The organism is Faecalibacterium sp. Marseille-Q4137 (genome assembly GCF_017377535.1).
Classification (GTDB): domain Bacteria; phylum Bacillota; class Clostridia; order Oscillospirales; family Ruminococcaceae; genus Faecalibacterium; species Faecalibacterium duncaniae.
Window position 1 is genome coordinate 1 of the sequence record NZ_JAFREK010000008.1, and the last position, 23,798, is coordinate 23,798.

23 protein-coding genes are annotated in these 23,798 nt (G+C 60.4%); 16 read left to right on the forward strand and 7 right to left on the reverse strand.

Annotated features, from left to right (window positions below; translation table 11 throughout):
• Window positions 1-449 precede the first annotated feature (449 nt).
• Together J3353_RS04890 and J3353_RS04895 are read right to left on the reverse strand one after the other, a co-directional pair.
• Window positions 450-929, reverse strand: a complete 480-nt coding sequence (locus tag J3353_RS04890) for a MarR family winged helix-turn-helix transcriptional regulator (protein WP_005928757.1) — start codon at window positions 927-929, stop codon at window positions 450-452.
• 40 nt (window positions 930-969) lie between these two features.
• Entirely contained in the window at window positions 970-2,634 is a 1,665-nt protein-coding gene (locus tag J3353_RS04895; RefSeq protein ID WP_117535458.1) for a Na+/H+ antiporter NhaC family protein, read from the reverse strand.
• A gap of 14 nt (window positions 2,635-2,648) precedes the next feature.
• Between J3353_RS04895 and J3353_RS04900 the strand changes: the two genes are divergently transcribed.
• Window positions 2,649-2,912, forward strand: a complete 264-nt coding sequence (locus tag J3353_RS04900; protein ID WP_143405622.1) for a hypothetical protein — start codon at window positions 2,649-2,651, stop codon at window positions 2,910-2,912.
• A 13-nt stretch (window positions 2,913-2,925) separates the two neighbouring features.
• On the opposite strand, the gene J3353_RS04905 is transcribed toward J3353_RS04900, so the two are convergent.
• A complete protein-coding gene (locus J3353_RS04905; RefSeq protein WP_005928748.1) occupies window positions 2,926-3,312 on the reverse strand; it encodes a thioesterase family protein in 387 nt (128 codons plus the stop codon).
• Window positions 3,313-3,574: 262 nt separating this feature from the next.
• Between J3353_RS04905 and J3353_RS04910 the strand changes: the two genes are divergently transcribed.
• The 4 genes from J3353_RS04910 to J3353_RS04925 all read left to right on the forward strand — a co-directional run bounded on the left by J3353_RS04910 (window position 3,575) and on the right by J3353_RS04925 (window position 8,392).
• The gene (locus J3353_RS04910) at window positions 3,575-3,916 is read left to right on the forward strand and encodes a metalloregulator ArsR/SmtB family transcription factor (RefSeq protein WP_005928738.1); all 342 of its coding nucleotides are present in this window, start codon (window positions 3,575-3,577) and stop codon (window positions 3,914-3,916) included.
• Window positions 3,917-3,995: 79 nt separating this feature from the next.
• Window positions 3,996-4,217, forward strand: a complete 222-nt coding sequence (locus tag J3353_RS04915) for a cation transporter (protein WP_117476568.1) — start codon at window positions 3,996-3,998, stop codon at window positions 4,215-4,217.
• A gap of 323 nt (window positions 4,218-4,540) precedes the next feature.
• Entirely contained in the window at window positions 4,541-6,433 is a 1,893-nt protein-coding gene (locus J3353_RS04920; protein WP_207684297.1) for a heavy metal translocating P-type ATPase, read from the forward strand.
• 159 nt (window positions 6,434-6,592) lie between these two features.
• Window positions 6,593-8,392: an aminopeptidase P family N-terminal domain-containing protein gene (locus tag J3353_RS04925; protein WP_207684298.1), complete on the forward strand. Its 1,800-nt coding sequence runs from the start codon at window positions 6,593-6,595 to the stop codon at window positions 8,390-8,392.
• Window positions 8,393-8,434: 42 nt separating this feature from the next.
• Here the strand turns inward: J3353_RS04925 and J3353_RS04930 are convergent, their stop codons facing one another.
• On the reverse strand, window positions 8,435-9,376 hold the full coding sequence (locus tag J3353_RS04930; RefSeq protein ID WP_035393431.1) for a glycosyltransferase: 942 nt from the start codon (window positions 9,374-9,376) through the stop codon (window positions 8,435-8,437).
• Window positions 9,377-9,464: 88 nt separating this feature from the next.
• Between J3353_RS04930 and J3353_RS04935 the strand changes: the two genes are divergently transcribed.
• The gene (locus J3353_RS04935) at window positions 9,465-10,187 is read left to right on the forward strand and encodes a LytTR family DNA-binding domain-containing protein (protein ID WP_207684299.1); all 723 of its coding nucleotides are present in this window, start codon (window positions 9,465-9,467) and stop codon (window positions 10,185-10,187) included.
• A 61-nt stretch (window positions 10,188-10,248) separates the two neighbouring features.
• Here the strand turns inward: J3353_RS04935 and J3353_RS04940 are convergent, their stop codons facing one another.
• Window positions 10,249-10,899: an HAD family phosphatase gene (locus J3353_RS04940; protein WP_207684300.1), complete on the reverse strand. Its 651-nt coding sequence runs from the start codon at window positions 10,897-10,899 to the stop codon at window positions 10,249-10,251.
• Window positions 10,900-11,036: 137 nt separating this feature from the next.
• On the opposite strand from J3353_RS04940, the gene J3353_RS04945 reads away from it, so the two are divergent.
• Window positions 11,037-12,209: a patatin-like phospholipase family protein gene (locus J3353_RS04945; RefSeq protein ID WP_005928713.1), complete on the forward strand. Its 1,173-nt coding sequence runs from the start codon at window positions 11,037-11,039 to the stop codon at window positions 12,207-12,209.
• Complete coding sequence (locus J3353_RS04950) at window positions 12,206-13,816, forward strand: phosphoenolpyruvate--protein phosphotransferase (protein ID WP_207684301.1); 1,611 nt, start codon at window positions 12,206-12,208, stop codon at window positions 13,814-13,816. Before J3353_RS04945 ends, J3353_RS04950 begins: the two co-directional genes overlap by 4 nt.
• A gap of 49 nt (window positions 13,817-13,865) precedes the next feature.
• On the opposite strand, the gene J3353_RS04955 is transcribed toward J3353_RS04950, so the two are convergent.
• Window positions 13,866-14,609, reverse strand: a complete 744-nt coding sequence (locus J3353_RS04955) for a 16S rRNA (uracil(1498)-N(3))-methyltransferase (protein ID WP_097769788.1) — start codon at window positions 14,607-14,609, stop codon at window positions 13,866-13,868.
• 188 nt (window positions 14,610-14,797) lie between these two features.
• Window positions 14,798-15,712, reverse strand: coding sequence for a 50S ribosomal protein L11 methyltransferase (prmA, locus tag J3353_RS04960; RefSeq protein ID WP_207684302.1), 915 nt, complete (start codon window positions 15,710-15,712; stop codon window positions 14,798-14,800).
• A 315-nt stretch (window positions 15,713-16,027) separates the two neighbouring features.
• On the opposite strand from prmA, the gene J3353_RS04965 reads away from it, so the two are divergent.
• The 8 genes from J3353_RS04965 (at window position 16,028) to pstA (ending at window position 23,768) form a co-directional block, all read left to right on the forward strand.
• Window positions 16,028-17,500, forward strand: a complete 1,473-nt coding sequence (locus J3353_RS04965) for a PTS transporter subunit EIIC (RefSeq protein ID WP_156066334.1) — start codon at window positions 16,028-16,030, stop codon at window positions 17,498-17,500.
• Window positions 17,501-17,699: 199 nt separating this feature from the next.
• Window positions 17,700-18,428: a glucosamine-6-phosphate deaminase gene (nagB, locus tag J3353_RS04970; protein WP_035393193.1), complete on the forward strand. Its 729-nt coding sequence runs from the start codon at window positions 17,700-17,702 to the stop codon at window positions 18,426-18,428.
• A 135-nt stretch (window positions 18,429-18,563) separates the two neighbouring features.
• Entirely contained in the window at window positions 18,564-19,691 is a 1,128-nt protein-coding gene (gene nagA / locus J3353_RS04975) for an N-acetylglucosamine-6-phosphate deacetylase (protein WP_005928694.1), read from the forward strand.
• Entirely contained in the window at window positions 19,688-20,293 is a 606-nt protein-coding gene (locus J3353_RS04980) for a GNAT family N-acetyltransferase (RefSeq protein ID WP_207684303.1), read from the forward strand. The genes nagA and J3353_RS04980 overlap by 4 nt, the downstream gene beginning before the upstream one ends.
• An 88-nt stretch (window positions 20,294-20,381) precedes the next feature.
• Window positions 20,382-20,897 (forward strand): twin-arginine translocation signal domain-containing protein, encoded by a 516-nt coding sequence (locus tag J3353_RS04985; RefSeq protein WP_117535448.1) that lies wholly within the window; start codon window positions 20,382-20,384, stop codon window positions 20,895-20,897.
• 213 nt (window positions 20,898-21,110) lie between these two features.
• Window positions 21,111-21,998 (forward strand): phosphate ABC transporter substrate-binding protein, encoded by an 888-nt coding sequence (locus J3353_RS04990; protein WP_207684304.1) that lies wholly within the window; start codon window positions 21,111-21,113, stop codon window positions 21,996-21,998.
• 20 nt (window positions 21,999-22,018) lie between these two features.
• Complete coding sequence (pstC, locus tag J3353_RS04995; RefSeq protein WP_207684305.1) at window positions 22,019-22,918, forward strand: phosphate ABC transporter permease subunit PstC; 900 nt, start codon at window positions 22,019-22,021, stop codon at window positions 22,916-22,918.
• Window positions 22,911-23,768, forward strand: a complete 858-nt coding sequence (gene pstA / locus J3353_RS05000) for a phosphate ABC transporter permease PstA (protein WP_207684306.1) — start codon at window positions 22,911-22,913, stop codon at window positions 23,766-23,768. Before pstC ends, pstA begins: the two co-directional genes overlap by 8 nt.
• Window positions 23,769-23,798 lie beyond the last annotated feature (30 nt).

Here is a 23,798-nt window from a genome sequence, read left to right on the forward strand (position 1 = left end):
GTGCAGGATGCCAAGCTGATCCAGACCGGCACCAGCGGCTGGCTGGCAGACCTGATGCTGGGCGCAGGCATGGTGCTGTCTGCAGCGGGATATTGGATGGAGCGCAAGCGCAAGGCCATGTTCTACAAGTCCCAGCACTGAACCCCAACCCCCAAAGGCCCCAGGCAGCCACCCCGCTGACCCTTTGGGCCATGCATCACATTCCTTAACGATTCCCCCAAAAAGTTACTTTCCAGAATCTCCTGCCAATCGCTATTCCCTGAGGCAGCGGGCCCGCACGCCGCTGCCTCGCCCCGGAGGGTCCCGCAAGCCCTCCGGGGCTTTTTTTGTTGGCCGCATGGCCCGTTCCGGCAGAAAAAAACAGGGCTGCTCCACATCTCTGTGGGGCAGCCCTGTCTGGCTGTGCGGGGTCGGCGCACGGGCTTCCGGGGTTTCCGGAAGGGTGCGGCTCAGCGCGCGGTTTTCTTTTCCTCCGGAGCCTCCGGGTTGTTTTCCAGGTTCAGCTCGGGCATCAGCTCGTTGCTGATGATGGTCAGCATCTGTTCCAGCTTCTTCACGTCCTCTTTGGGGAAGCGCTTGTTCACCCGCTGGACCACCGTGCTCAGGTAGGAGTAGCTGATGTTGTAGTAGTCGATATACTTCTGGGTGGGCCGCAGGTGATACTCCCGGCGGTCGGTGGTGGACTGGATCTTTTCCACATAGCCCTTGCGCACCAGCGAGCCGATCTTATACGCCGCGTTGGGGGTGGAGATCTGCATCATCCGGGAAAACTCCGCAATGGTGGGCTCCCCCATGGCCATAATGCCCTCCATGCAAAAGGATTCCACCGTGGTCAGGGTCGCCTCACGGGTGGCAAAGCGCTGGAACACGTTCTGGTAGAAATGGAGCTTGAACTTGGTATAGACATCGTTGAATGCTTTTTCCAGCATGGTACGGTCTCCCTTCGAACACTCAATTTCCTTTAGTATATCACGCTTTGGTCTTTTTGCCCAGCTTTACGCGCAGAATGTTCAGCACCACCAGCTCCAGCACAATGGCAACGCCCAGCAGGATCAGCGAGGTCCACAGGCTGGCGCTGCTGCCCAGGAACATCTGGGTCAGGCCGGTGATCACATAGCACGCGGCAGAGCAGGAAGCGGCGGTAATGGCGTAGGGCAGCTGGGTGGAAACATGGTTCACATGGCTGCAATGCGCACCGGCAGAGGCCATGATGGTGGTGTCGGAAATGGGAGAGCAGTGGTCGCCGCACACAGCGCCGGACAGGCAGGCCGCAATGGAGACCACCAGCATCTCGCCCTGGGGGAAAGCGTGGCAGACAATGGGGATCAGGATGGAGAAGGTGCCCCAGGAGGTGCCGGTGGCAAAGGCCAGGAACACCGCCACCAGGAAGATGATGACCGGCAGCAGGTACTGCAGGGCGGCAGCGGAGCCGCCCAGCAGGTTGGCAACGTAATATTTTGCACCCAGCAGGTTGGTCATGCCGGAAAGCGTCCAGGCCAGGGTCAGGATCAGCATGGGGCTGACCATGGCCTTGAAGCCCTCGGGGATGCAGGCGGCAAAATCCTGGAACGTCATCACGCTGCGGACACGGTAGAACACAAAGGTGAACATCAGGGCAATGCTGCTGCCCAGCACCAGACCGGCGGAGGCGTTGCAGTCGGAGAAGGCGGTGATGAAGTCCACGCCCTCAAAGAAGCCGCCGGTGTAGATCAGGCCAAAGATGCAGGCCGCGATCAGCACCAGCACCGGGGCCACCAGATCAATGACATGGCCGTGGGCATCGTCCTCGGCATCCACATCGTCGCCGTAGGGGCGGTCGGCCGTGGTGAAAAGGTCACCGGCCCGGGCGTTGTCCTCGTGCTGCTTCATGGAGCAGTAGTCCGTGCCCGTGAAGATGAGGAACAGGCTCATCACAATGGTCAGCAGGGCGTAATAGTTATAGGGGATGGTGCGCAGGAACATGGTAAAACCGTTGATGCCGGAGCCCTCGGGCACGCTGGAAGTAACGGCGGCGGCCCAGCTGGACACCGGCGCAATGATGCAGATGGGCGCGGCGGTGGAATCAATGAGGTAGGCCAGCTTTGCGCGGGAGACCTTCTGCCGGTCGGTCACGGGGCGCATCACAGAGCCAACGGTCAGGCAGTTGAAGTAGTCGTCCACAAAAATGAGCATACCCAGAATCAGGGTGGCAAACTGCGCCCCGGCCCGGGTGTGGATGTGGGTGGAAGCCCAGCGGCCAAAGGCGGCGCTGCCGCCGGCCTTGTTCATCAGGGCCACCAGAATGCCCAGCATCACCAGAAAAACCAGAATGCCCACGTTGCTGCTGTCAGAGAGCTTGGCAACCATGCCGCCGTCCTCGTTGAAAAACAGGGTGTTGAGCGCCAGCTCCAGGTTGCCGTTGGCAAAGAGCAGCGCGCCGGTGGCAATGCCCACCAGCAGGGAGGTGTAGACCTCCTTGGTGTTCAGGGCCAGCACAATGGCCACCACCGGCGGCAGCAGGGAAAGCATGGAGCTGTACACCGCGGGGGCGTAGCTGGCCGGGTCGGCAATGGTGCCGGGGGTGGCTGCGGTGCACCACAGCAGCAGGGCAAACACCAGCAGTGCCCCCACCCAGGAGAGATTTGTCTTTTTCATAAATGATTCCTCACTTGATTTTTTGTCCCGGCCCGGGGCAGACTATCCCTATTGCAAACGGAAAGGGGGCCGCCGCCACGCCGGATTATAAAGCGCTGTATTTTGAGCTGTTCCGCGCCAACGAACAGGCCATCCGCCTGCTGACCGCCGCCCAGCAAAAGGCGGAAGCGCAGGTGATGGAAGAGGACAGAGTGCCGCTGTATCTGCACGGTCAGCCTGCCCACAATGCCAAAGGCTCCCCCTTTGGGGGAGCTGGCAGCGCCAACGGCGCTGACTGAGAGGGCGAGGCCGTTACCCCTTTTTGCTCTCTGCCTTTGCGGCAAACTTGGCGTTGTTGATGATGAACCGCTCGTGCACGCCGCCGCCCACAGGGCCTTTCTCGTCGTGCAGGGAGACCTTGAACACCAGCTTGCGGCCCTCCACGGCGGTCAGCTCACTCTCGCAGGTCACGGTCATGCCCACAGGGGTGGGGGCGCTGTGCTCCAGCTCCAGCCGGGTGCCCACGGTGCCGCAGCCCTCGTCCAGCGCGGCGGCAACGCTCATCCAGCAGGTCTTTTCGGCCAGTGCCACCAGCGCGGGGGTGGCAAACACGTCCAGCGTGCCGCTGCCCATGGTCTTTGCGGTGTTCTCGGAAGTAACGGCGACACTCTGCTCGCCGCGGATTCCAGCTTCCAACATAAAAATACGTCCTTTCCAGATGCCCGAAGGCGAAAATTTTGAAAATACATTGTTAGAATACCACACTTTTGGCACAGATGCACCTGTTTGGGCGTTTTTTTCTGCAAATCTCCCTCCGTTTGGGCGTTTTTTGCGGCTTTTTTCGATGATTTTAAGAGGAATGCGGAAATCTTTGCAAAACCCCTTGACAGAAGCTCTTCTGCATGATAATATGAACACATGAGCAGACGTTCATGTAAAACGCAGCAAAAGGAGAACGGACATGATCGGATTGGAGCAAATGACCCCGGCGGGGCAGGAAAACACGGAACCGGTGGTGATGCCGGATGACGAGGTGCTGTATGAGCTGGCCGACCTGTTCCGGGTGTTCGGCGACTCCACCCGCATCAAGATCTTATATGCGCTGCATGACAATGAACTCTGCGTGCAGGACATTGCCAATGCGGTGCAGCTGAGCCAGTCGGCAGTGAGCCACCAGCTCCGGGTGCTCAAGGATACCAAGCTGGTGCGCTTCCGCCGGGATGGCAAAACCGTTTACTATGCACTGGATGATGACCATGTGAGAAGCATCCTCTCGATGGGCATGGACCACATTGAGGAGTAAACGGAAAACGCAGTACAAAGCCTCCGGGCGCACAAGGCGTGCCTGAGAGGTCCATATAAAATAAAGAGAGGTACTTATAATGAAGAAGAGCTACAAGATCGAAGTTGACTGCGCAAACTGCGCCCAGAAGATGGAGGATGCCGCCAACACCGTTGCAGGCGTGGCACAGGCTACCGTCAGCTTTATGACCCAGAAGATGAAGGTTGAGTTTGCTGAGGGTGCAGACCCCCACAACACCATGGTGAATGTTCTGGCTGCCTGCAAAAAGGTCGAGGACGACTGCGAGATCTTTGATATCTGAGGAAACAGGGGTTTGTAACTCCAGTGCGGCTCCCCTGTGGGGGAGCTTTTTGTGACGCATTTTTCGGGCAGAACGGCCCAAAAGCCGGTGTAGGAAACTGTGGAAAAGAAAACGGGTTTTCAACAGTTTCCACCGGGTTTTCAACAGCTTCTGCGAAAAAGTGCAAAAAGAAACGCGAAAAAGCAGGTTTTCTCCGGGAAAAGTCCGTGGAAAACTCAGGGGAAAACGTGGAAAAGTCTATCCCGTGGGGAAAACCTGTTGAATCCACCCCGCCCGCCGCGGCGCATTGCGGCCCAGAACCCAGAAAAAAGGAGAGTACAGATATGAATAAAAAGCAGAAGAAGAACCTGTACCGGATCATTGCTGCTCTGGTGCTGGTGCTCATCCTCAAATTGCTGCCCCAGTTCCCCACGCCGGTGGAGCTGCTGCTCTACTGCATCCCCTATCTGGTGGTCGGCTGGGATGTGCTCCGCAAGGCACTGCTGGGCATCAAGAACCGCCAGCCCTTTGACGAGTGCTTCCTGATGGCCGTTGCCACCGTGGGCGCGTTTGCGCTGGGCGATTATGTGGAGGGCTGTGCCGTTATCATCTTCTACCAGATCGGCGAGCTGTTCCAGAGCGTGGCCGTGGGCAAGAGCCGCCAGAGCATTTCCAGCCTGATGGATATCCGCCCCGATTACGCCAATGTTGAGGGCGAGGACGGCAGGCTGGAGCAGGTGGACCCCGATGATGTGGAGGTGGGCACTGTGATCGTGGTCCAGCCCGGCGAGCGGGTGCCCATTGATGGCATCATCGTGGAGGGAACTTCTGCCCTGAACACCGCCGCCCTGACCGGCGAGAGCCTGCCCCGGGATGTCCGTTCCGGCGATGAGGTCATCAGCGGCTGTGTGAACATGACCGGCCTGCTGAAGGTGCGGACCACCAAGGAGTTCGGCGAATCCACCGTTTCCAAGATCCTCGACCTGGTGGAAAATTCCAGCATGAAAAAGGCCCGCACCGAGAACTTCATCACCCGCTTTGCCCGGGTCTACACCCCCGCCGTCTGCTACGGCGCACTGGCGCTGGCCTTTGTTCCCCCCATCGTTCTGCTGCTGATGGGCCAGCCCGCCCGCTTCGGTGACTGGGTCTACCGCGCCCTGACCTTCCTGGTCATCAGCTGCCCCTGCGCTCTGGTCATCTCCATCCCGCTGAGCTTCTTCGGCGGCATCGGCGGCGCGTCCGCCTGCGGCATCCTGGTCAAGGGCTCCACCTATCTGGAGGAGCTGGCCCGCACCGGCATCGTGGTGTTTGATAAGACCGGCACCCTGACCCAGGGTACCTTCAAGGTGGTGGGCATCCACCCCGAAAACGGCGTGACCGGGGATGCCCTTGTGGAAGCCGCCGCTCTGGCCGAGAGCTGGTCCAAGCACCCCATCTCCCTGAGCATCAAGAACGCTTACGGCAAGGACATTGACCCCAGCCGTGTGACCGATGTGCAGGAGCTGGGCGGCCACGGCGTGACCGCAAAGGTGGACGACAAAACCGTCGCTGCCGGCAACGCCCGCCTGATGGCAAAGCTGGGCCTGACGGTTCCCGAGATCACCGAGCCGGGCACCATCGTCCATGTTGCCATGGAGGGCAGATATGCAGGCTATCTGCTCATCGCTGATGTGGTCAAACCTCACAGTGCTGCTGCCATCAAGGGCCTGAAACAGGCCGGTGTCCGCAAGACGGTCATGCTGACCGGCGACGCGGAGCCTGTGGCAAAGGCCGTTTCCGCCGAGCTGGGTCTGGATGAATACCATGCAGGCCTGCTGCCCGGCGACAAGGTGGACCAGATCGAAACGCTCCTCGCCGCAAAGCAGCCCAAAGAAAACCTCGCTTTTGTGGGCGACGGCATCAACGATGCCCCGGTTTTGTCCCGTGCCGATGTGGGCATCGCCATGGGTGCTCTGGGCTCCGATGCCGCCATCGAGGCCGCTGACGTTGTCCTGATGGATGATGACCCGGCCAAGATCGCGCTGGCCATGCGCATTGCCCGCCGCACCCTGCGCATCGTGTATCAGAACATCGTGTTTGCTTTGGCAATCAAGTTCGCCTGCCTGGTGCTGGGTGCGCTGGGTCTGGCCAGTATGTGGACCGCCATCTTCGCCGATGTGGGCGTGATGGTGCTGGCTGTGCTGAACGCCACCCGTGCCCTGTATACCAAAGATCTTGCAAAAAAGAATGTGCAGTGACCGTGCTTTCTGCCCCCGCCTGAGTGCTGATGCCCCGGCGGGGGCTTTTCGCTGCCGGTGAATTGCATTCTGCCCGGAGTGATGGTACAATAGGACACAGTGACTCCCGCCGCCGGACGTTTTTCCGGCAGATAGATGGAAGAAAGAAGGCTTTTTATTATGAGCATGAACACGGTTCCTGAGCGTCTGGCTGCCCTGCGGGCTGCCATGAAGGCCAACGGCGTGGACGTTTATCTGATCCCGGTGGGTGACCCGCATTCCAGCGAGTACCTGCCCGACCATTACACCTCCCTGACTTATTTCTCCGGCTTCCACGGCGAGAACTCCAACTTCGTCGTCACCCCCACCGAGAGCGCTGTCTGGGCAGACGGCCGCTACTTTGTGCAGGCCGAAAAGGAGATCGCCGGTACCGAGATCCAGCTGATGCGGATGGGTGAGCCGGGCGTGCCCACCGTGGAGGAATACTGCGGCAAGGTGCTGCCTGAGAACGGCGTGCTGGGCCTGTGCGGCCTGACCGCTTCCTGCGGGCTGGTGCGCGGCGTGCAGAAGAAGCTGGATGCCAAGAAGGGCACCATCAAGACCCTGAACCTTGAGGATGAGCTGTGGACCGAGGGCCGCCCCGCCCTGCCTGCCACCCCGGCATGGATCCTGCCCAAGGAGTATGCAGGCTTCTCCCCTGCCGAAAAGCTGGAGCGCCTGCGCGGCAAACTCAAGGAGCTGGGCTGCACCGCACAGCTGGTGGGCAAGCTGGATAATCTGGCCTGGCTGCTGAACCTGCGTGCCATGGATATCCAGTGCACTCCCTATGCCATGTCTTACTGCTATGTGACCCCGGAGCGCGCGGTGCTCTTCATCAACACTGCACGTCTGGGCGCGGAAGCTGCCGCAGAGCTCAAGGCCAACGGCGTGGAGATCCAGGAGTACGATGACGTGCTCAAGTTCCTGGCCGCTGAGACCGAGCCCCAGACCGTGCTGGCTGACCCTGCATCTGTGAACTTTGCCGTTTACGAGACCCTGCAGAACAACGCCGCCCTGACCGTGAAGGATGAGGCCGATCCCCTGCTGCCCATGAAGGGTGTGAAGAATGAGGTCGAGCTGGCTCACGACCGCGAAGCCCATCTGCGGGATGCGGTTGCCATGGTGCGGTTCCAGAAGGAGCTGGAAGAGCGTCTGGCTGCCGGGGAAGAGCTGACCGAGCTGACCGTGGACGAGATCCTCCACAAGTACCGCTCTGCACAGGACAAATTCATCGTGGAGAGCTTTGGCACCATTGCCGCCTACGGTGGAAACGCTGCCATGATGCACTACCACGCCACCGAGGAGGACCATGCCAAGCTGGAGCGCAAGGGCTTCCTGCTGGTGGACAGCGGTGCCACCTATCTGGACGGCACCACCGATATCACCCGTACCTACCCGTTGGGTGAGCTGACTGAGGACGAAAAGCTGTTCTACACCTGGACCCTGCAGTGCCACATCGACATTGCAAAGGCTGTCTGGCTGAACTACTGCGACGGCCACATGCTGGATACCATCGCCCGTGAGCCACTGTGGCAGCACCTCATCAACTACCGCTGCGGCACCGGCCACAGCGTCAGCTTTGTGGGCAACGTCCACGAGGGTCCCCACGCCCTGAACGGCCGCAACACCACGGTGTTCCAGCCGGGCATGATCATCACCGATGAGCCGGGCGTGTACGAGGCCGGTCAGGTGGGTATCCGCATTGAGAACGAGCTGGAGTGTTACCACAAGGCCGACAACCAGTACGGCACCTTCCTGGCCTTCCGTCCGCTGACCTTTGTGCCCATTGCCACCTCTCCTGTGGTGCCCGGTGTCCTGACCCGGGACGAGCTGGACTGGCTGAACGCCTACCACCGCGAAGTGTTTGAGAAGCTGGCTCCCCGCCTGAATGAAGAAGAGCGGGATTGGCTGGCAAAGAAGTGCGCTGCCATCGGAGCATAACCACAAAAAGGGAGACCCCGCAGGGGGTCTCCCGATTTTGGTTTATTCTTTCCGGTTTTTCCAATATTCCTTGGCTTCCTCAATGATCTTTTTGAAGGGGCCGGAGGGGTAGGTGCTCTCGGCGATATCCACCAGGAACTTATACAGCTGGGGCCGCACCTCCTCGTACATTCCAAGGCGGGTGTAGAGGTCTTTATAATACCGGAACGTCTGGATCTTGTTCTGCACGATGGAGGCCGGGTTGATCTGGGTGTGGCAGATGCTCTGGGGATTCTGGACGTAGTAGTAACCGGCTTTGTCAATGGAGACGAAGGCCTCGGCATACTGGATATACTGCATGTTGAACACCAGATCCTCGGCCCATTTCAGCTCGCTGGTGAACTGGATGTCATTGCCGGTGAGCAGGATGCGGCGGTAGAGCTTGTTCCAGAGCACGCTGTAAAAGTAGGAGGCGGGCTTGTCCATCAGCCGCAGGGCAAAGGTGTCCTTGTCGTAGACCCCGGCGGGCAGGAAACCGTATTCCCGCACCTCAGGGGGCCGGGCAACACTCATCACGCCCAGATTGTCCTCCAGCTTTTCCAGCACCTGCTCGGGCTTTGTGGCCCCGGCGGGGATCACCATCTTGTATGGCGCAATCACAAGGTCTGCGTGGTGCGTCTCGGCGGCTTCCACCAGATGCTGGGTGAAGTCCGGGTCGATGTAGTCATCGCTGTCCACGAACTGGACATACTCGCCCCCGGCCAGCTTCAGGCCCAGGTTGCGGGTGTCGGACACGCCGGAGTTCTCCTTGTCCACCAGCACGATGCGGCTGTCCTTGGCGCGGAATTCCTCACATACGGGCAGGCTGTGATCCTTGGAGCCATCGTTCAGGATGATGAGTTCGATGTTTTTATAGGTCTGGTTCAGGATGCTGCCGATGCAGCGGGCCAGATGATTCTGAGCGTTGTATACGGGCAGGATGATGCTGACGAGCGGCTGATCCATGGCGGTGTCCCCCATTTCTTTTTTCGTCCATAATACTCCCTCATGGCGCAAAAATCAAGCGCTGTGCAGAGAGAAAGGAGGAGCGGATATGATCTTTCACATTGCGGTGTGCAGCCCGGACCCTGTGCTGCGGGGCCGGGTGCAGCGCCACTGCATGGAATATTATGCCCGCCGGGCCGATGCCTGCATCGTGGAGCAGCTGGAAAGCACAGCGGCCCTGCTGCAGCAGGAGGAAGCGGGCTCCCGGTACGAGCTCTACCTCATTGAGCTGCCTGCCGCCAACCCGTGCAGCGGCCTGCAGGCGGCTGCAGAGCTGCGCCGCCGGGGTGTGCGGGCCCCGCTGGCCTTTCTGGCCCACACCACGGCCTATGCCTACGAAGCGTTCCGGGTGGACGCGATGCAGTACCTGCATATCCCGTTCCGTCCGGAGCAGCTGACAGCCCTGCTGGACCGGGCCACCGAGCCGGAATACGGCCCGGTCATCCCGGTCACCACGGCTATGGGCCTGCGGGCCCTGCCCTTTGCGGACATCGAGTATCTGGAGTGCACCCACCATGTGGTGCACTACCACCTTGCCAGCGGCGAGGACGTGGCCTCCCTCTCCCTGCGGGTCCCCTTTTCCGAGGTGGCAAAGCCCCTGCTGGCCGATGCCCGTTTTTTGCAGCCCCACCGCTCCTATGTGGTCAACCTTGCCGCCGCCGCCCAGCTCTCCGCCGGAGAGCTCTGGATGCGCAGTGGGGCACGGGTGCCCATCCCCCGGGGGCGTGAGCCCGCCGTAAGGGCGGCGTTCCGGGCGTTTCTGGAAGGATAGGTCTATCATACAAAAAGAAAGCGGCCTGCTTCTGCGGGCCGCTTTCTGCATGGTGCAGGGGTCATACTTTGTCCCAGTCCAGCTCCGTCCAGTCGGTCAGGAACTGGTCGCTGACCTCCCGCAGGGCGGGCTCATCGGACTTGCTGGCGGCATCGGCGATGCCGATGACGTGGAAGCCTGCATCGTGGGCGGTGCAGGCGGCGTAGAGGGAATCCTCACAGACAACGCACCGGTCGGGGTCAGTGCCGCCCAGGCGTGTAAGGGTCTGGAAAAATACATCCGGCCTGCTCTTGTGGAGCGCCCCCTGTGCCTCCACATAGAAGTCGAAATATTCATCGATGCCCAAACGGGTGAGCACGGTGCGGCACTGGGCGTTCCAGGTGTTGGAGCAGATGCACATGTGGGCACCCTCGGCCTTCAGGCGGGCCAGCAGCTCCCGCACGCCGGGCTTGAGCTCCACGGTCTCGTAGAGCTTGGTGATAACATCCCACATCACATCGTTGTAGTCCTCCATTTTTAGGGGCAGGTCATACTCCCGGATGAGGTAGGCCGCGCCATCGGCCATGCCCATGGTCAGGAGCGTTTTGTGGAGGTCGGATTTTGGGGTGCGGCCATAGCGGGCCAGCAGGGCATCGGGCGCGCCCTCCCATACCACGGTCATGCTGTCGGTCAGGGTGCCGTCCATATCAAAGATCCAGTTGTTGCAGTGCATTGTTTTACCTCCACCATCGTTTCACACAAGTTAACAAAATTATACCATGGATTTTGTTCCAAAAACAGGGAGAATTTTTCCGGAAAATATGGTATACTTTTGACAGATTTCCAAAGAATGACTAGGAGGCGTTCCAGATGGCACAGAATGATACCCCGGTCAAGGCACTGGTGCTGGCAGGCGGCGGTGCGCGCGGCAGCTATCAGGTGGGTGTGTGGCGTGCCCTGACCGAGCTGGGCTGGCGGCCCCAGATCATCACCGGCACCAGTGTGGGCAGCCTGAACGGTGCCATGTTTGCGCTGGACCTGTACGAAACGGCCCGGGATATGTGGATGAGCATCCGCAGCCAGGATGTGATGGAGCTGCCGGAGGAAAACGCCGACCTCTCTGAGCTGCACGCCTTCCTGCGGGAAGTGGTGCGGGACGGCGGTATGGACGTGACTCCGCTGGAAGAGATCGTGGAGCGGGTGCTGGATGAGGATGCCCTGCGGGCTTCGCCCATCCGGTTCGGCCTTGTCACCGTGGAAAAGCGGGGGCTGAAGCCCCGGGAGCTGACGCTGGAGGATATCCCGGCGGGCAAGGTAAAGGATTACCTGCTGGCCTCGGCAGCCTGTTTCCCCGCCCTGCGGGCAAAGCAGATCGACGGGGTGCAGTTCCTGGATGGCGGCTACCGGGACAATATGCCCACCGCGCTGGCCCAGAAGATGGGCGCGGAGGAACTGGTCTGTGTTGATCTGGAAGGGGTGGGCATCACCCTGCCCAACCGCACCGGCCTGCCCACCACTATGATCCGCAGCTACTGGGAGCTGGGGGATATCCTCCACTTTGACCCTGATACCGCCAGACGGAACATGGAGCTGGGCTACTACGATACCCGCCGCGCCATGGGATACCTGCGGGGCTGCGCCTATGCCGTTTCCACCAGCGCCGAGAGCTGTGAGGATGCCGCCGCCTTTGCGTGGAAATTCCAGCAGGTGCAGAAGGCGGTGCGGGAAAAATACCCCGTGACCCTGACAGCGGATGCGGCCCTGCTGCTGGCCAACATGAAGGATGCCCAGCTGGCCCCGCTGGAAGCTGCCGCCGAGGATGCGGGCGTGGACCCCACCGTGTTCTATACCACCCGGACACTGGCGGAAGCCTTTTTGGAAAAATGCGACCGGGAGCGCATCGAGAGCTTTGCGCCCCTGTTTGAGGGCAGCGGCAATGCGGCACAGGCCGCACGGGCCGCTCTGCTGCCCAATACGTTCTTGCAGGCATTGGTCTGCCGTGCCCTTACCGGGCCGGTACTGCCGGAGGTGATCGAGGAATGAAGGTCTATCAGGGACACAGCGCCTCGCCGGGCCTTGTGATGGGAAAGGTGAGCCGGTTGGAGCGCTGGCACGAAAATTTTTCTGCCGGGCCGTTCAACGCGGAACGGGAACAGCGTCTGTTGGAAAACGCTGTCAGGACAGCCCAGCGTGAGCTGGACGGCATGGCAGACCGCAGCGGCCCCACGGAGCAGGCCATCTTCCTGTTCCAGAGCATGATGCTGGAAGATGAAGGCTTTATGAACGAGGTCAAATTCCAGATCAAGGCGGGCATCAGCGCTGCCGAAGCCATGTACCGTGCGGGCAACCGCTATGCAGAGCAGCTTGCGGCCATGGAGGACAACGCCTACATGCAGCTGCGCAGTGCAGATATTCTGGATGCCGCCCGCCGCGTGGTGAACGTGCTGACCAACCGTCCCCGGGTCTGGCTGGCACTGGATCACCCGGTGATCCTGGCGGCAGAGATGCTGATGCCCAGCGATCTGTTCAGCGTTCCGGCGGGGATGATCCTGGGCATCATCACTTCGGAGGGCAATAAGCAGAGCCACGCGGCGATCATTGCGCGGGCCATGCACATTCCCTGCGTGGTGCAGGTGGGACGGGAGTTTCTGGATGATTGCGACGGCCGCACCGTGGTGCTGGATGCCAACAACGGCGAGTGCATTCTGGACCCGGATGCCAACACCCGCCAGCAGGCGGTCAGCCGCATCTGTGAGCTGCAGTGGGAGAGCGCGGAAGCCGCCCGCATCAGCGTCCTGCCCAACCGGACAAAGGATGATGTGCCGTTTGAGCTTCTGGCCAACTGCTACGGGCAGGAGGATATTGAATCGGCGCTGCAGGCAGGCGCTTCCGGCGTGGGCCTGCTGCGCAGCGGCTATATGATGCTGCCGGGCCGCCCGGTGGACGAGCAGGAGCAGTTCGTGTTCTATCAATCCTGCATTGCCGCCGCAAAGGGCGGTGTGGTGACAGTGCGCACCTTTGATTTTGGTGTGGACCGCGCCATGGCCGATATCCATAGGGGGCTGGAATCCTCCAAGCTGGGCCTGCGGGGCATCCGCAGCAGCCTGCGCCAGACCCACCAGTTTGAGACGCAGATCTGCGCCCTGCTCCGGGCGGCAGCCCACGGCCCCCTGCGGGTCATGTTCCCCATGGTGACCAACCTCGAAGATTGGGATGAGGCCATGCGGCTGGTAGCGCACTGCCGCCAGCTGCTGCGGGAGCGCGGGGAGGAGTTTGACCCGAACACGCCCTTTGGCGTGATGTTCGGGGTGCCCTCGGCCTGCCTGACGGCAGAAGAATTCGTGGAGCACGGGTGCAATTTCTTTGTCATCGAGACAAACGACCTGACCCAGTACACCCACGCGGTGGATCGGGATATCTCCATTGCCGAGCGCTACTACCGCCCGGCCAGCCACGCAATGAAAAAGCTCATCCGCATGGTAGTGGAGGCTGCCCGGGAGGGCGGGATCCCCGTGACCATCTGCGGCAGCGCGGTGGGCAATCCGGCCAACACCCTGCAATATCTGCAGCTGGGCCTGCGGAGCTTCTCGGTCAGCCCGCAAAACCTCATTGAGGTGAAAAAAGCGCTGATGAACGCGAAAATAAAGTAAACAAAAAGGACGGCATGCGCCGTCCTTTTTGTATATGTGGAAATAAAAATTACTCCAAGTTGCCTGTCAGGGTCATCACGGCAGAGAGCACCGCCAGCGGGGCGGTCTCGCACCGGAGGATGCGGGGGCCGAGGCCGACCGTTTTCACACCTGCATTGGCGGCCATTTCGGCCTCTTCCACGGCAAAGCCGCCCTCGGCACCGGTGATGAGGGCGATCTTCAGCCGCTGGCCGTCGGCAGGCTGTGCGTCTGCCAGCAGCTGGCGCAGGGGCGCGCCGCCCAGCTCGTAGCAGAAGAGCACGAGATCGTACCCTTCCAGACTGCGGCAGAGGGCCCCAAAATTGGGCAGGGGCAGTGCGACATCCGGCAGCACGCCCCGGCCGCACTGTTTGGCGGCTTCAAAGGCGATGCGGTTGTAGCGCTCGTTTTTCTGCTCCTCCTTTTTGGGGGCGGCCACGCAGTACCGGCTGAAGAAGGGCACAAAGTGGGTGCAGCCCAGCTCCACGCCGTGGCGGATGACCTGTTCCAGCTTGTCCTGCTTGGGGTAACCCACGAACAGGGTCACTTCCACGCTGGGTTCGGCGGCGCTGGGATAGCCCGGCTCCACGCTGAACTCCACCGTCTCCGGCCCGAAGCCGGTGATGGTGGCGGTGTATTCCACGGCGTTGCCGTCACATAAGATGACAGTGTCCCCCAGCTTGCCCCGCATCACGCGGGAAAGATGATGGGCATCGGCCCCCCGCAGGGTGGCGGTGCCATTGGAGATTTCGGTTGTAAAATAACGGTGAGGCATAGTGGTTCTCCTTAAACGTCCTCGCCCTCTCAGTCTTTGCTTCGCAAATCCAGCTCCCCCAAAGTGGGAGCCCTTGGCAGTCCACGCAAACTTCATCTTTTTGCCAAGGCCTCTCCCTTTGGGAGAGGTGGCACCGAAGGTGACGGAGAGGGCAAGCCAGCTGAAAGAAATCATGAAAGCTTCTGTAATTACGCTTTTTTGCAGACGATGCACTCCCAGCCGCGCTTCTCCTTCACTTCCTGCACGGTCAGGCCGGCGGCTTCCAGAGCGGCGATCACCTCGTCCTTGCGGCTGTCGATGATGCCGCTGGCAATAAAGGTGGCGTTTTCGGCCATCAGGCCGGGCACGGCGGGGGCAAGGCTGATGATGGCGTTTGCCACGATGTTGGCGGTGATGATATCGTACCTGCCGCTGGCCTTGTCGGACAGGTCGCCCACCAGAACGGTCAGCTTGTCGGCCACGCCGTTCAGGGCAGCATTCTCGCCTGCGGTGCGCACGGCCACGGGGTCGATGTCCACGCCCTCGGCACTGCCTGCGCCCAGCTTGAGGGCGGCAATGGCAAGGATGCCGCTGCCGGTGCCGATGTCCAGCACCCGCTCACCGCCCATGACCCGCTCGTCCAGCGCTTCCAGGCAGAGGCTGGTGGTCTCGTGGCCGCCGGTGCCAAAGGCAAGGCCGGGGTCAAGGATCAGCTTGACGCGGTCGGTGTCGTACTCCTGCCAGGAGGGCACGATGGCCAGCCGTTTGCCAATGTCCATGGGGTGGTAGTATTTGCGCCAGCCGTTCTGCCAGTCCTCCTGCTCCACGCCCTCGGTCTCCACGGTGTAGGCGATGCCCGCCGCTTCCATCCGGGCCTGAATGAGGGCCAGCGTCTCCACGGGGGAAGCGCCCGGCTCCAGATACATGTGGATGATCACAGTGTCGCGGGGCTTGTCCAGCAGCTCCTGCTCGATCAGATCCACATGGGCGATCTCGGCCACCTGCTGCTCGATGTCGCTGTAATCCTCGATATAGATGCCGCCTTCGGCGATCATGGTGGCAACGGCCTCGGCGTTGTCGGCATCGGCCTTGGCCACGGTCAGGCGGATATCAGTCCATTCCATAAAAAGAACCTCCCTGGGTCTTGTATTTTCTATTTATAAGTATAGTACCCGATTCCGGCGCGGGATGCAAGCGGTTTGGGAAGAAAGGGCAAAAGAAAAGTTTTTTCAGAATCCTGCTCTGAAATGCGCAATAATTCCAAAAAGTTTTTCACGAAAGATGCAAATTCAAGGATTTTTGGTGCAAAATTGCGAAAACGGGCGTGAACCCTATTTCTTTTTTTCGGAGGATGTGTTAAAATATTGTTACGCAATTATGGACAGCCTGCAACCAGAGGCATCCATAACAACAACATTCTTTAAGGAGGAATGTGTCTTATGATGAAGTATCTCCAGAAACTGGGCAAAGCTCTGATGCTTCCCGTCGCTGTGCTGCCGATCTGCGGCATCCTGATGGGTCTCGGTTATGCCCTGGCCCCGGGTGTCATGGGCGTTCCCGGTGCTGCAACTTCCGGTGCAGCTTACACCGTTGGCTTCCTGCTGGTCAAGGCAGGCGGCGCTCTGATCGATAACATGGCATGGCTGTTCGCCATCGGCGCAGCCGTTGGCCTGGCTGATGACCACGACGGTACCGCTGGTCTGGCTGGCCTGGTCAGCTACCTGATGATGCAGCAGCTGCTGAGCCCCGGCGTGGTCAGCATGGTGCGCACCCTGGAAGAGGGCACCGCTACCTACATCGCTTTCCAGAAGGTGGCCGGCAACTCTTTCATCGGCATCCTGGCCGCTGTGGTGGGTGCAGCCTGCTACAACAAGTTCAAGAGCACTCAGATGCCTGACTGGCTGGCATTCTTCTCCGGCAAGCGCTTCGTTGCAATCGCCACCGGCCTGATCTCCATCGTTGTTTCTGTCGCTCTGCTGTTCGTCTGGCCCGTCATCTTCGATGCACTGGTCGCCATTGGCAGAGGCATCGAAGGCATGGACGGCATCGGTGCTGGCATCTACGCCTTCCTGAACCGTCTGCTGATCCCCACCGGCCTGCACCACGCTCTGAACAATGTGTTCTGGTTCGACACCATCGGCCTGGGCGACCTGTCCCACTTCTGGGCAGGTGAGACCTCTGCTGACGTGGGCTGGAGCCTGGGTATGTACATGTCCGGCTTCTTCCCCTGCATGATGTTCGGTATCGCCGGTGCTGCACTGGCTATGGTCCGTACCGCCAAGAACAAGAAGGCTGCCATCGGTCTGGTTCTGTCCGCTGCCATCTGCGCCTTCGTCTGCGGCGTTACCGAGCCCTTTGAGTTCGGCTTCATGTTCCTGTGCTTCCCGCTGTACGTTGTGTACTCCGCTCTGTACGGCATCTTCACCATCATCACCTACTACTCCGGTTTCCGTGCTGGCTTCTGCTTCTCCGCAGGTGCTACCGACCTGGTGTTCTCCGCTTCTCTGCCTGCAGCTGCTAAGACCTGGATGATCATTCCTCTGGGCATCGCTGCATTCGTGGTGTTCTACTTCGTGTTCTACTTCGCCATCACCAAGTTCGACCTGAAGACCCCCGGCCGTGAGGACGAGGATGCCGAAGAGGCTGAGAAGAAGGTCGTTCTGGCCAACAACAACTATACTGAGGTTGCTGCTGGCGTGCTGAAGGCCATCGGCGGCAAGGAGAACGTCTCCAGCGTGGACTACTGCGCTACCCGCCTGCGCTTCACCATTAAGGACTACACCGCTGTGGATGAGAAGGCTGTGAAGGCTGCCGGTGCTGCCGGTGTCATCCGCCCCGACAAGACCACCTGCCAGGTCATCATCGGCACCAAGGTGCAGTTCGTGTATGATGAGCTGAAGAAGATGCTGTAAGCATCCTTCTGAGCACGTTTCCGTGCGGAAGGCTGGTTGCTTCCGCATCCGTTCCCAAACTGTAAAAATGCCGCTGAGGGCGGGCGTTTACGCCCCGCTTTCGGCGGCATTTTGTTTTGTTCACAAACCGGCTACCCTTTTGGCTGGAAAATATGCTATACTGAAAACAACAAAGCAAAATAACAGGAGGTTCCCCATTATGAAGATCATTCGTGCAAAAGATTACAAGGACATGTCCCGCAAGGCTGCCAACATCATCTCCGCACAGGTCATTATGAAGCCCAACTGCGTGCTGGGTCTGGCGACCGGCGGCACCCCTGTTGGCGCATACGCTCAGCTGGTGGACTGGTACAACAAGGGCGACCTGGATTTCTCTGAGGTCACCACCGTCAATCTGGACGAGTACCGCGGCCTGCCCAAGGAGCACCCCGAAAGCTATTGGAGCTTTATGCACAAGAACCTGTTTGACAAGGTCAACATCCGCCCCGAGGCCATCCACCTGCCCGACGGCACCAACCCCGATGCTGCGGATGCCTGCAAAAAGTACAATGAGATCATCCACAGCGTGGGCGGCATCGACCTGCAGCTGCTGGGCCTTGGCCCCAACGGCCACATCGGCTTCAACGAGCCGGGCGAGGCCTTTGAGCTGGAGACCCACTGCGTGGATCTGACCCCTGCCACCATCGAGGCCAACAAGCGCTTCTTTGACGGCAACGAGGATCTGGTGCCCAAGCAGGCCTACACCATGGGCATCAAGACCATCATGCAGGCCCGCAAGGTGCTGGTGGTGGCCAACGGTCTGGCAAAGGCAAAGGCAGTCAAGGCGGTCGTCTCCGGCCCTGTGACCCCCGAGTGCCCGGGCTCCATCCTGCAGATGCACCCCGACTGCATCCTTGTGGCCGATGAGGAAGCACTGAGCCTGCTGTAATTACAGAACCTCTCCGTCATCGCTGACGCGATGCCACCTCTCCTGGTAGGAGAGGCAAGAAAGTAACAGCATGAACTTGGCTCCCCTATCAGGGGAGCTGGCGCGAAGCGCCTGAGAGGTTAGGAGACCGATACTATGATCATCAAAAATGCTCTGATTTATACCCCCCGCCACACCTTTGAGGAGGGGAGCCTGACCATCCGGGAGGGGCGCATCGTGCCCTTTGCACAGCCGGAGGAAGGCGAAGAGATCGTGGATGCCAAGGGCGCTTACGCTCTGCCGGGCCTGGTGGATATCCACTTCCACGGTGCCATGGGCAAGGATTTCTGTGACGGCAATGAAGAAGCCATCCAGACCCTGGCCGATTTTGAGGCCGGTAAGGGTGTGCTGGCCATCTGCCCCGCCACTATGACTTTCTCGGAAGAGATCCTGAACGGCGTGATGGATGCTGCCGCCGCCCATCAAAACGGCAGAGGCGCAGACCTTGTGGGTATCAACATGGAGGGCCCCTTCATCAGCCCCAACAAGGTGGGTGCCCAGAACCCGGAGTATCTCCACAAGGCGGATGTTGCCATGTTCCGCCGCCTGCAGAAGCGGGCAAACGGCCTGATCAAGCTGGTGGATATCGCCCCGGAGGAGCCGGGTGCGCTGGAGTTCATTGCTGCCTGCCATGACGAGGTGCGGATCTCCATTGCCCACACCTGCACCAGCTACGACACCGCCAACGCCGCCTTTGACGCAGGCGCGACCCACATGACCCACCTGTACAACGCCATGCCCGGTATCACCCACCGGGAGCCTGGCCCCATCATTGCGGCGCTGGAACGGGGCGCGGAGGTGGAGCTCATCACCGACAACGTTCACATCCACCCGGCCATGGTGCGGTTCACCTTCAACACCTTCGGGGATGACCATGTCATCCTGATCGCCGACAGCATGATGGCCTGCGGCCTGCCCGACGGCCAGTACAGCCTGGGCGGTCAGGCGGTCACGGTCAGCGGCCCCCGCGCCACCCTGACCGAGCACCCCGGCACCATTGCGGGCAGTGCCACCTGCCTGTACGACTGCATGAAGCGTGCCGTGCTGGAGATGAACGTCCCGCTGGAAAGCGCTGTCCGCGCCGCCAGCGAAAACCCCGCCAAGAGCATTGGCATCGACAATGATTACGGCAGTCTGGCTGCAGGCCGCTACGGCAATGTGATCCTGGCGGACAAGGAACTGAATATTCAGGCTGTCTACCAGAAAGGAACCCGTATCGTATGAACCCCGAGAGCCTGACCTGGCGGCTGCTGACCGCCGAAGAGCTGACGAACGTTTACCTGAACGAGATGCGCCGGGATTTTCCTGCCGGAGAGCTGAAGCCCCTGAGCATGATCCTGAACAGCGAGGCCGCCGGTACCGCCCACACCTGGGGCGTGTATGAGGACGACGCGCTGGTGGCGTATCTGTTGATGGTGCGGCCCGTGGGCTGTGAGGTGAGCCAGCTGGACTACTTTGCCGTTCTGCCCCAGTATCGGGCCGGCGGCATCGGAGCCGCTCTGCTGGCCGCCCTGCCTGACCACGAGAAGGGCGCGCAGGCCATCCTCATTGAAGCGGAGTGCCCTGAAAAAGCGGAGGACGAGGCCATGGCTGTGCGCCGCCTGGGCTTTTACGCCCGGTGCGGGGCCAAGGACACCGGCTGGACAGAGCATCTCTTTGATGCCTGGTTCCGGGTGCTGGTGCTCCCCTGCTGCGGCGGAAAGGTGCGCAGCCCCGAGGAAGCCGTGCGGCAGCTGGCAGACTGCTACCGCCGCACCATGGGCGAGACCCAGTGGCGCAGGAACGTCACCTTCTACCGCCCCGATGGCGTGGAGGTGCAGTTCTGAGAGGTTGAATTCTGTCCCTTGACAGTCTGGGTAAATATGGTACTATGATGATAGGAACAAACCAGATCTGAAATGGGAGGAATTTCTGATGCGCAATGTTTTTTCCCGCCGTGATTTTCTGAAAGCATCTGCCGCCGCTGTGCTGGCCGCTTCTGCCGCTGGTGTCCTCACCGGCTGTGATGGAGGCGGCAGCGAGATCCCGTCCGCAACCATCGGGCTGGGTGAGTTTGAAGTGACCATGACCGGCAACATGACCATCACTGGTGATGAGGTCGTGGGCAATGAGAACGCCAACGGCTACCTCTGCAAACCCAATGTGCGGATTCGGTACAATGGTGCAGCCAGCGAGATCAAATACAATTTTGCCGGTGTCTTTGCGGCAAAAATTGATAAGACCGCGCTGGAACTGACCAACGGAAAAGAGGAAATCTCCTCTAAACTGACAAAGACTTATGTGCCGCAGTTCCGTGCAAAGGCCAGTGGGTACGGTTCTTTTAAGCAGGGCGTACCCTTCAAGCTGTATGTGACCCTGCAGGGCAGGACAGCTGAGTTTGCTCTGACGAGTGACGGCAAAGTGACAGTCTCCGCTGTCGATAAAGTCTGATATCCCCCAAAAGCCCGAGGTGCACCCGCACCCCGGGCTTTTTTGCGCCCGAATTTTACATTGGGGCAAAAACATGTCCAAACAATTTACCTCGATTTTTCCCGCTTGTGGTCGAAGCGGCTTACCGACTGGGATACAATAGTGCCGTACCCAAGGAAAACACGAAAACAAGAGCCGGGAACGGAAAGCCCGGATGTTTGGAGGACAAATATTATGAAAAAGATCACGCGCCGTTCGTTTCTCACTGTCTGCGGTGCAGTTGCTGCCGCTGCTGCCCTGACCGCCTGCGGCGGTTCTGCTTCCTCTGCTGCAGCTTCTTCTGCCTCTGCCGCTGCAGGCTCCACTGCTTCTTCCACCGCTGCTGCCCTGTCCGGCAACGTTGCTACCGGTGGCTCCACCTCCATGAAGAACGTTATCGCTGCCCTGACCGAAGGCTTTGCTGAGGTTGAGCCGGGTGTCACCGTCAGCTACGACCCCACCGGTTCCGGCGCAGGCATCACCGGTGCTACCGATAAGACCCTGGACATCGGCCTGTCCTCTCGTGCCCTGAAGGACGACGAGAAGGCTGACGTGGATGGCACCACCATCGCTCTGGATGGCATCGCCATCATCGTCAACAATGCAAGCAAGGTGGAGGATCTGACCGTTGACCAGCTCAAACAGATGTTCACCGGCGAGATCACCAACTGGTCTGAGGTGGGCGGTGACGACGGCGAGATCGTTCTGATCGGCCGTGAGGCTGGCTCCGGCACCCGTGATGGCTTTGAGAGCATCGTGGATGTCAAGGACAGCTGCAAGTACGCGCAGGAGCTGACCGCTACCGGTGCTGTCATCAGCGCTGTGGAGGCCAACCCTCTGGCCATCGGCTACGCTTCCCTGTCCGCTGTGGGCGACACCGTGAAGATGGTCACCGTTGGCGGCGTGGAGTGCAGCGAGGAGACCGTTAAGGACGGCAGCTACGAGGTGCAGCGTCCCTTCGTGTTCGTCACCAACAAGTCTGTCACCCTGTCTGAGCAGGCACAGGCTTTCTTCGACTTTGCCACCAGTGCCGATGCTGCTGACCTGATCCGCACTGCCGGTGCTGTTCCTGTGAATGAGTAATTGCGGAAAGCAATGATGCTATGAACAACAAAAAGTTTTCTCTTCCCAGAACCCCTGCTGAGTGGCTGGAAGCGGTGATGAACTTCATCTTCTTCCTCTGCGGCATCCTGGCGGTGGGCTGTGTGCTCCTGATCTCAGTGTACATGGTCCTCTCCGGTGTGCCTGCCATCCAGAAGATCGGGCTGCTCCGGTTCCTGTTCGGCACCCGGTGGGCTTCCACCGCTGCCGACCCGGCCTACGGCATCCTGCCCTTCATCCTGTCCAGCGTTTACGGCACGCTGGGTGCCACCGTGATCGGTGTGCCCATCGGCCTGCTGACGGCGGTGTTCCTCTCCAAGGCCGCAGGCCCGAAGGTGCGCACCGTGGTCGTGACCGCCATTGAGCTGCTGAGCGGCATCCCCAGCGTGGTGTTCGGCCTGCTGGGCATGCAGGTGCTGGTGCCCGCCGTGGCCAAGACCTTTGGTAAGGCCTCCGGTGCCTGCCTGCTGAGCGCCATTGTGGTGCTGGCGGTGATGATCCTGCCCAGCATTGTGTCGGTGTCGGTCACAGCGCTCAACGCTGTGCCGCCGGAGTATGAGCAGGGCAGCCTGGCTCTGGGCGCAACGGATGCCGAGACCTGGTTCAAGGTCAGCGTCCCCGCTGCCAGGAGCGGCATTGCAGCCGGTATCGTGCTGGGCATCGGCCGCGCCATCGGCGAGGCCATGGCCGTGATGATGGTGGCTGGCAACAGCCCCAACATGCCGGACAGCCTGTTCCGCAGCGTCACCTTCCTGACCACCGCCATTGCCAAGGAGATGAGCTACGCCAGCGGCCTGCAGAAACAGGCGCTGTTCAGCATTGCGCTGGTGCTGTTCGTCTTTATCATGGGCATCAATATCCTGCTCAATGTGGTGTTGAAGGGAGGAAAGCGCGATGAATAACAGTGCTTCTGCCTCCCGCCGCACCTGGAACCGCGTGATGAACGCTCTGGTCTGGGCTTCGGCTGTGCTGGTCATCGTACTGGTGGCGGGCATTCTGGGCATGGTGCTGGTGCGCGGCATCCCGCACATCAGCTGGAAATTCCTGACCACCACCGCCAGTGTGCTGAGGGGAACGGACGGCATCCTGCCTGCGATCCTCAACACGCTGTATGTCATCCTGCTGACGCTTTTGATCGTACTGCCGCTGGGTGTGGGCGCGGCCGTTTACCTGACCGAGTACGCCCAGAACCGCAAGGTCATCTCGGTGATCGAGTTCACCAACGAGACGCTGGCGGGCATCCCCAGTATCATTTACGGTCTGGTGGGTATGCTGGTGTTCGCCCAGACGCTGGGCTTCCAGACCTGCCTGCTCTCCGGCAGCCTGACGCTGGTGATCATGAACCTGCCCACCATCATCCGCACCACCCAGGAATCCCTGAAAACGGTGCCCCAGGGCTACCGTGAGGGCGCGCTGGGTCTGGGCGCGGGCAAATGGCACATCATCCGCACCATCGTGCTGCCCTGCAGCATCGACGGCATTGTGACCGGCTGCATCCTGGCCGTGGGCCGCATCGTGGGCGAAAGCGCCGCGCTGCTCTTCACCGCCGGTGCCGCCGAGGTCATTGCCAGCGGCGTGCTCAAGGCCTACACCTCCAACGGTGCCACCCTGTCGGTGCTGCTCTACCTCCGTGCCTTTGAGGACGGCGATTTCGACTCCGCCTGGGCCATTGGTGCAGTGCTGTTGGTGCTGGTGCTTGCCATCAATCTGGCAGCCCGGCTGGCCAAAACCAAACTGAAACAGAAGCAGTAGATAAACCCCACCGTCAATGCTTCGCATTGC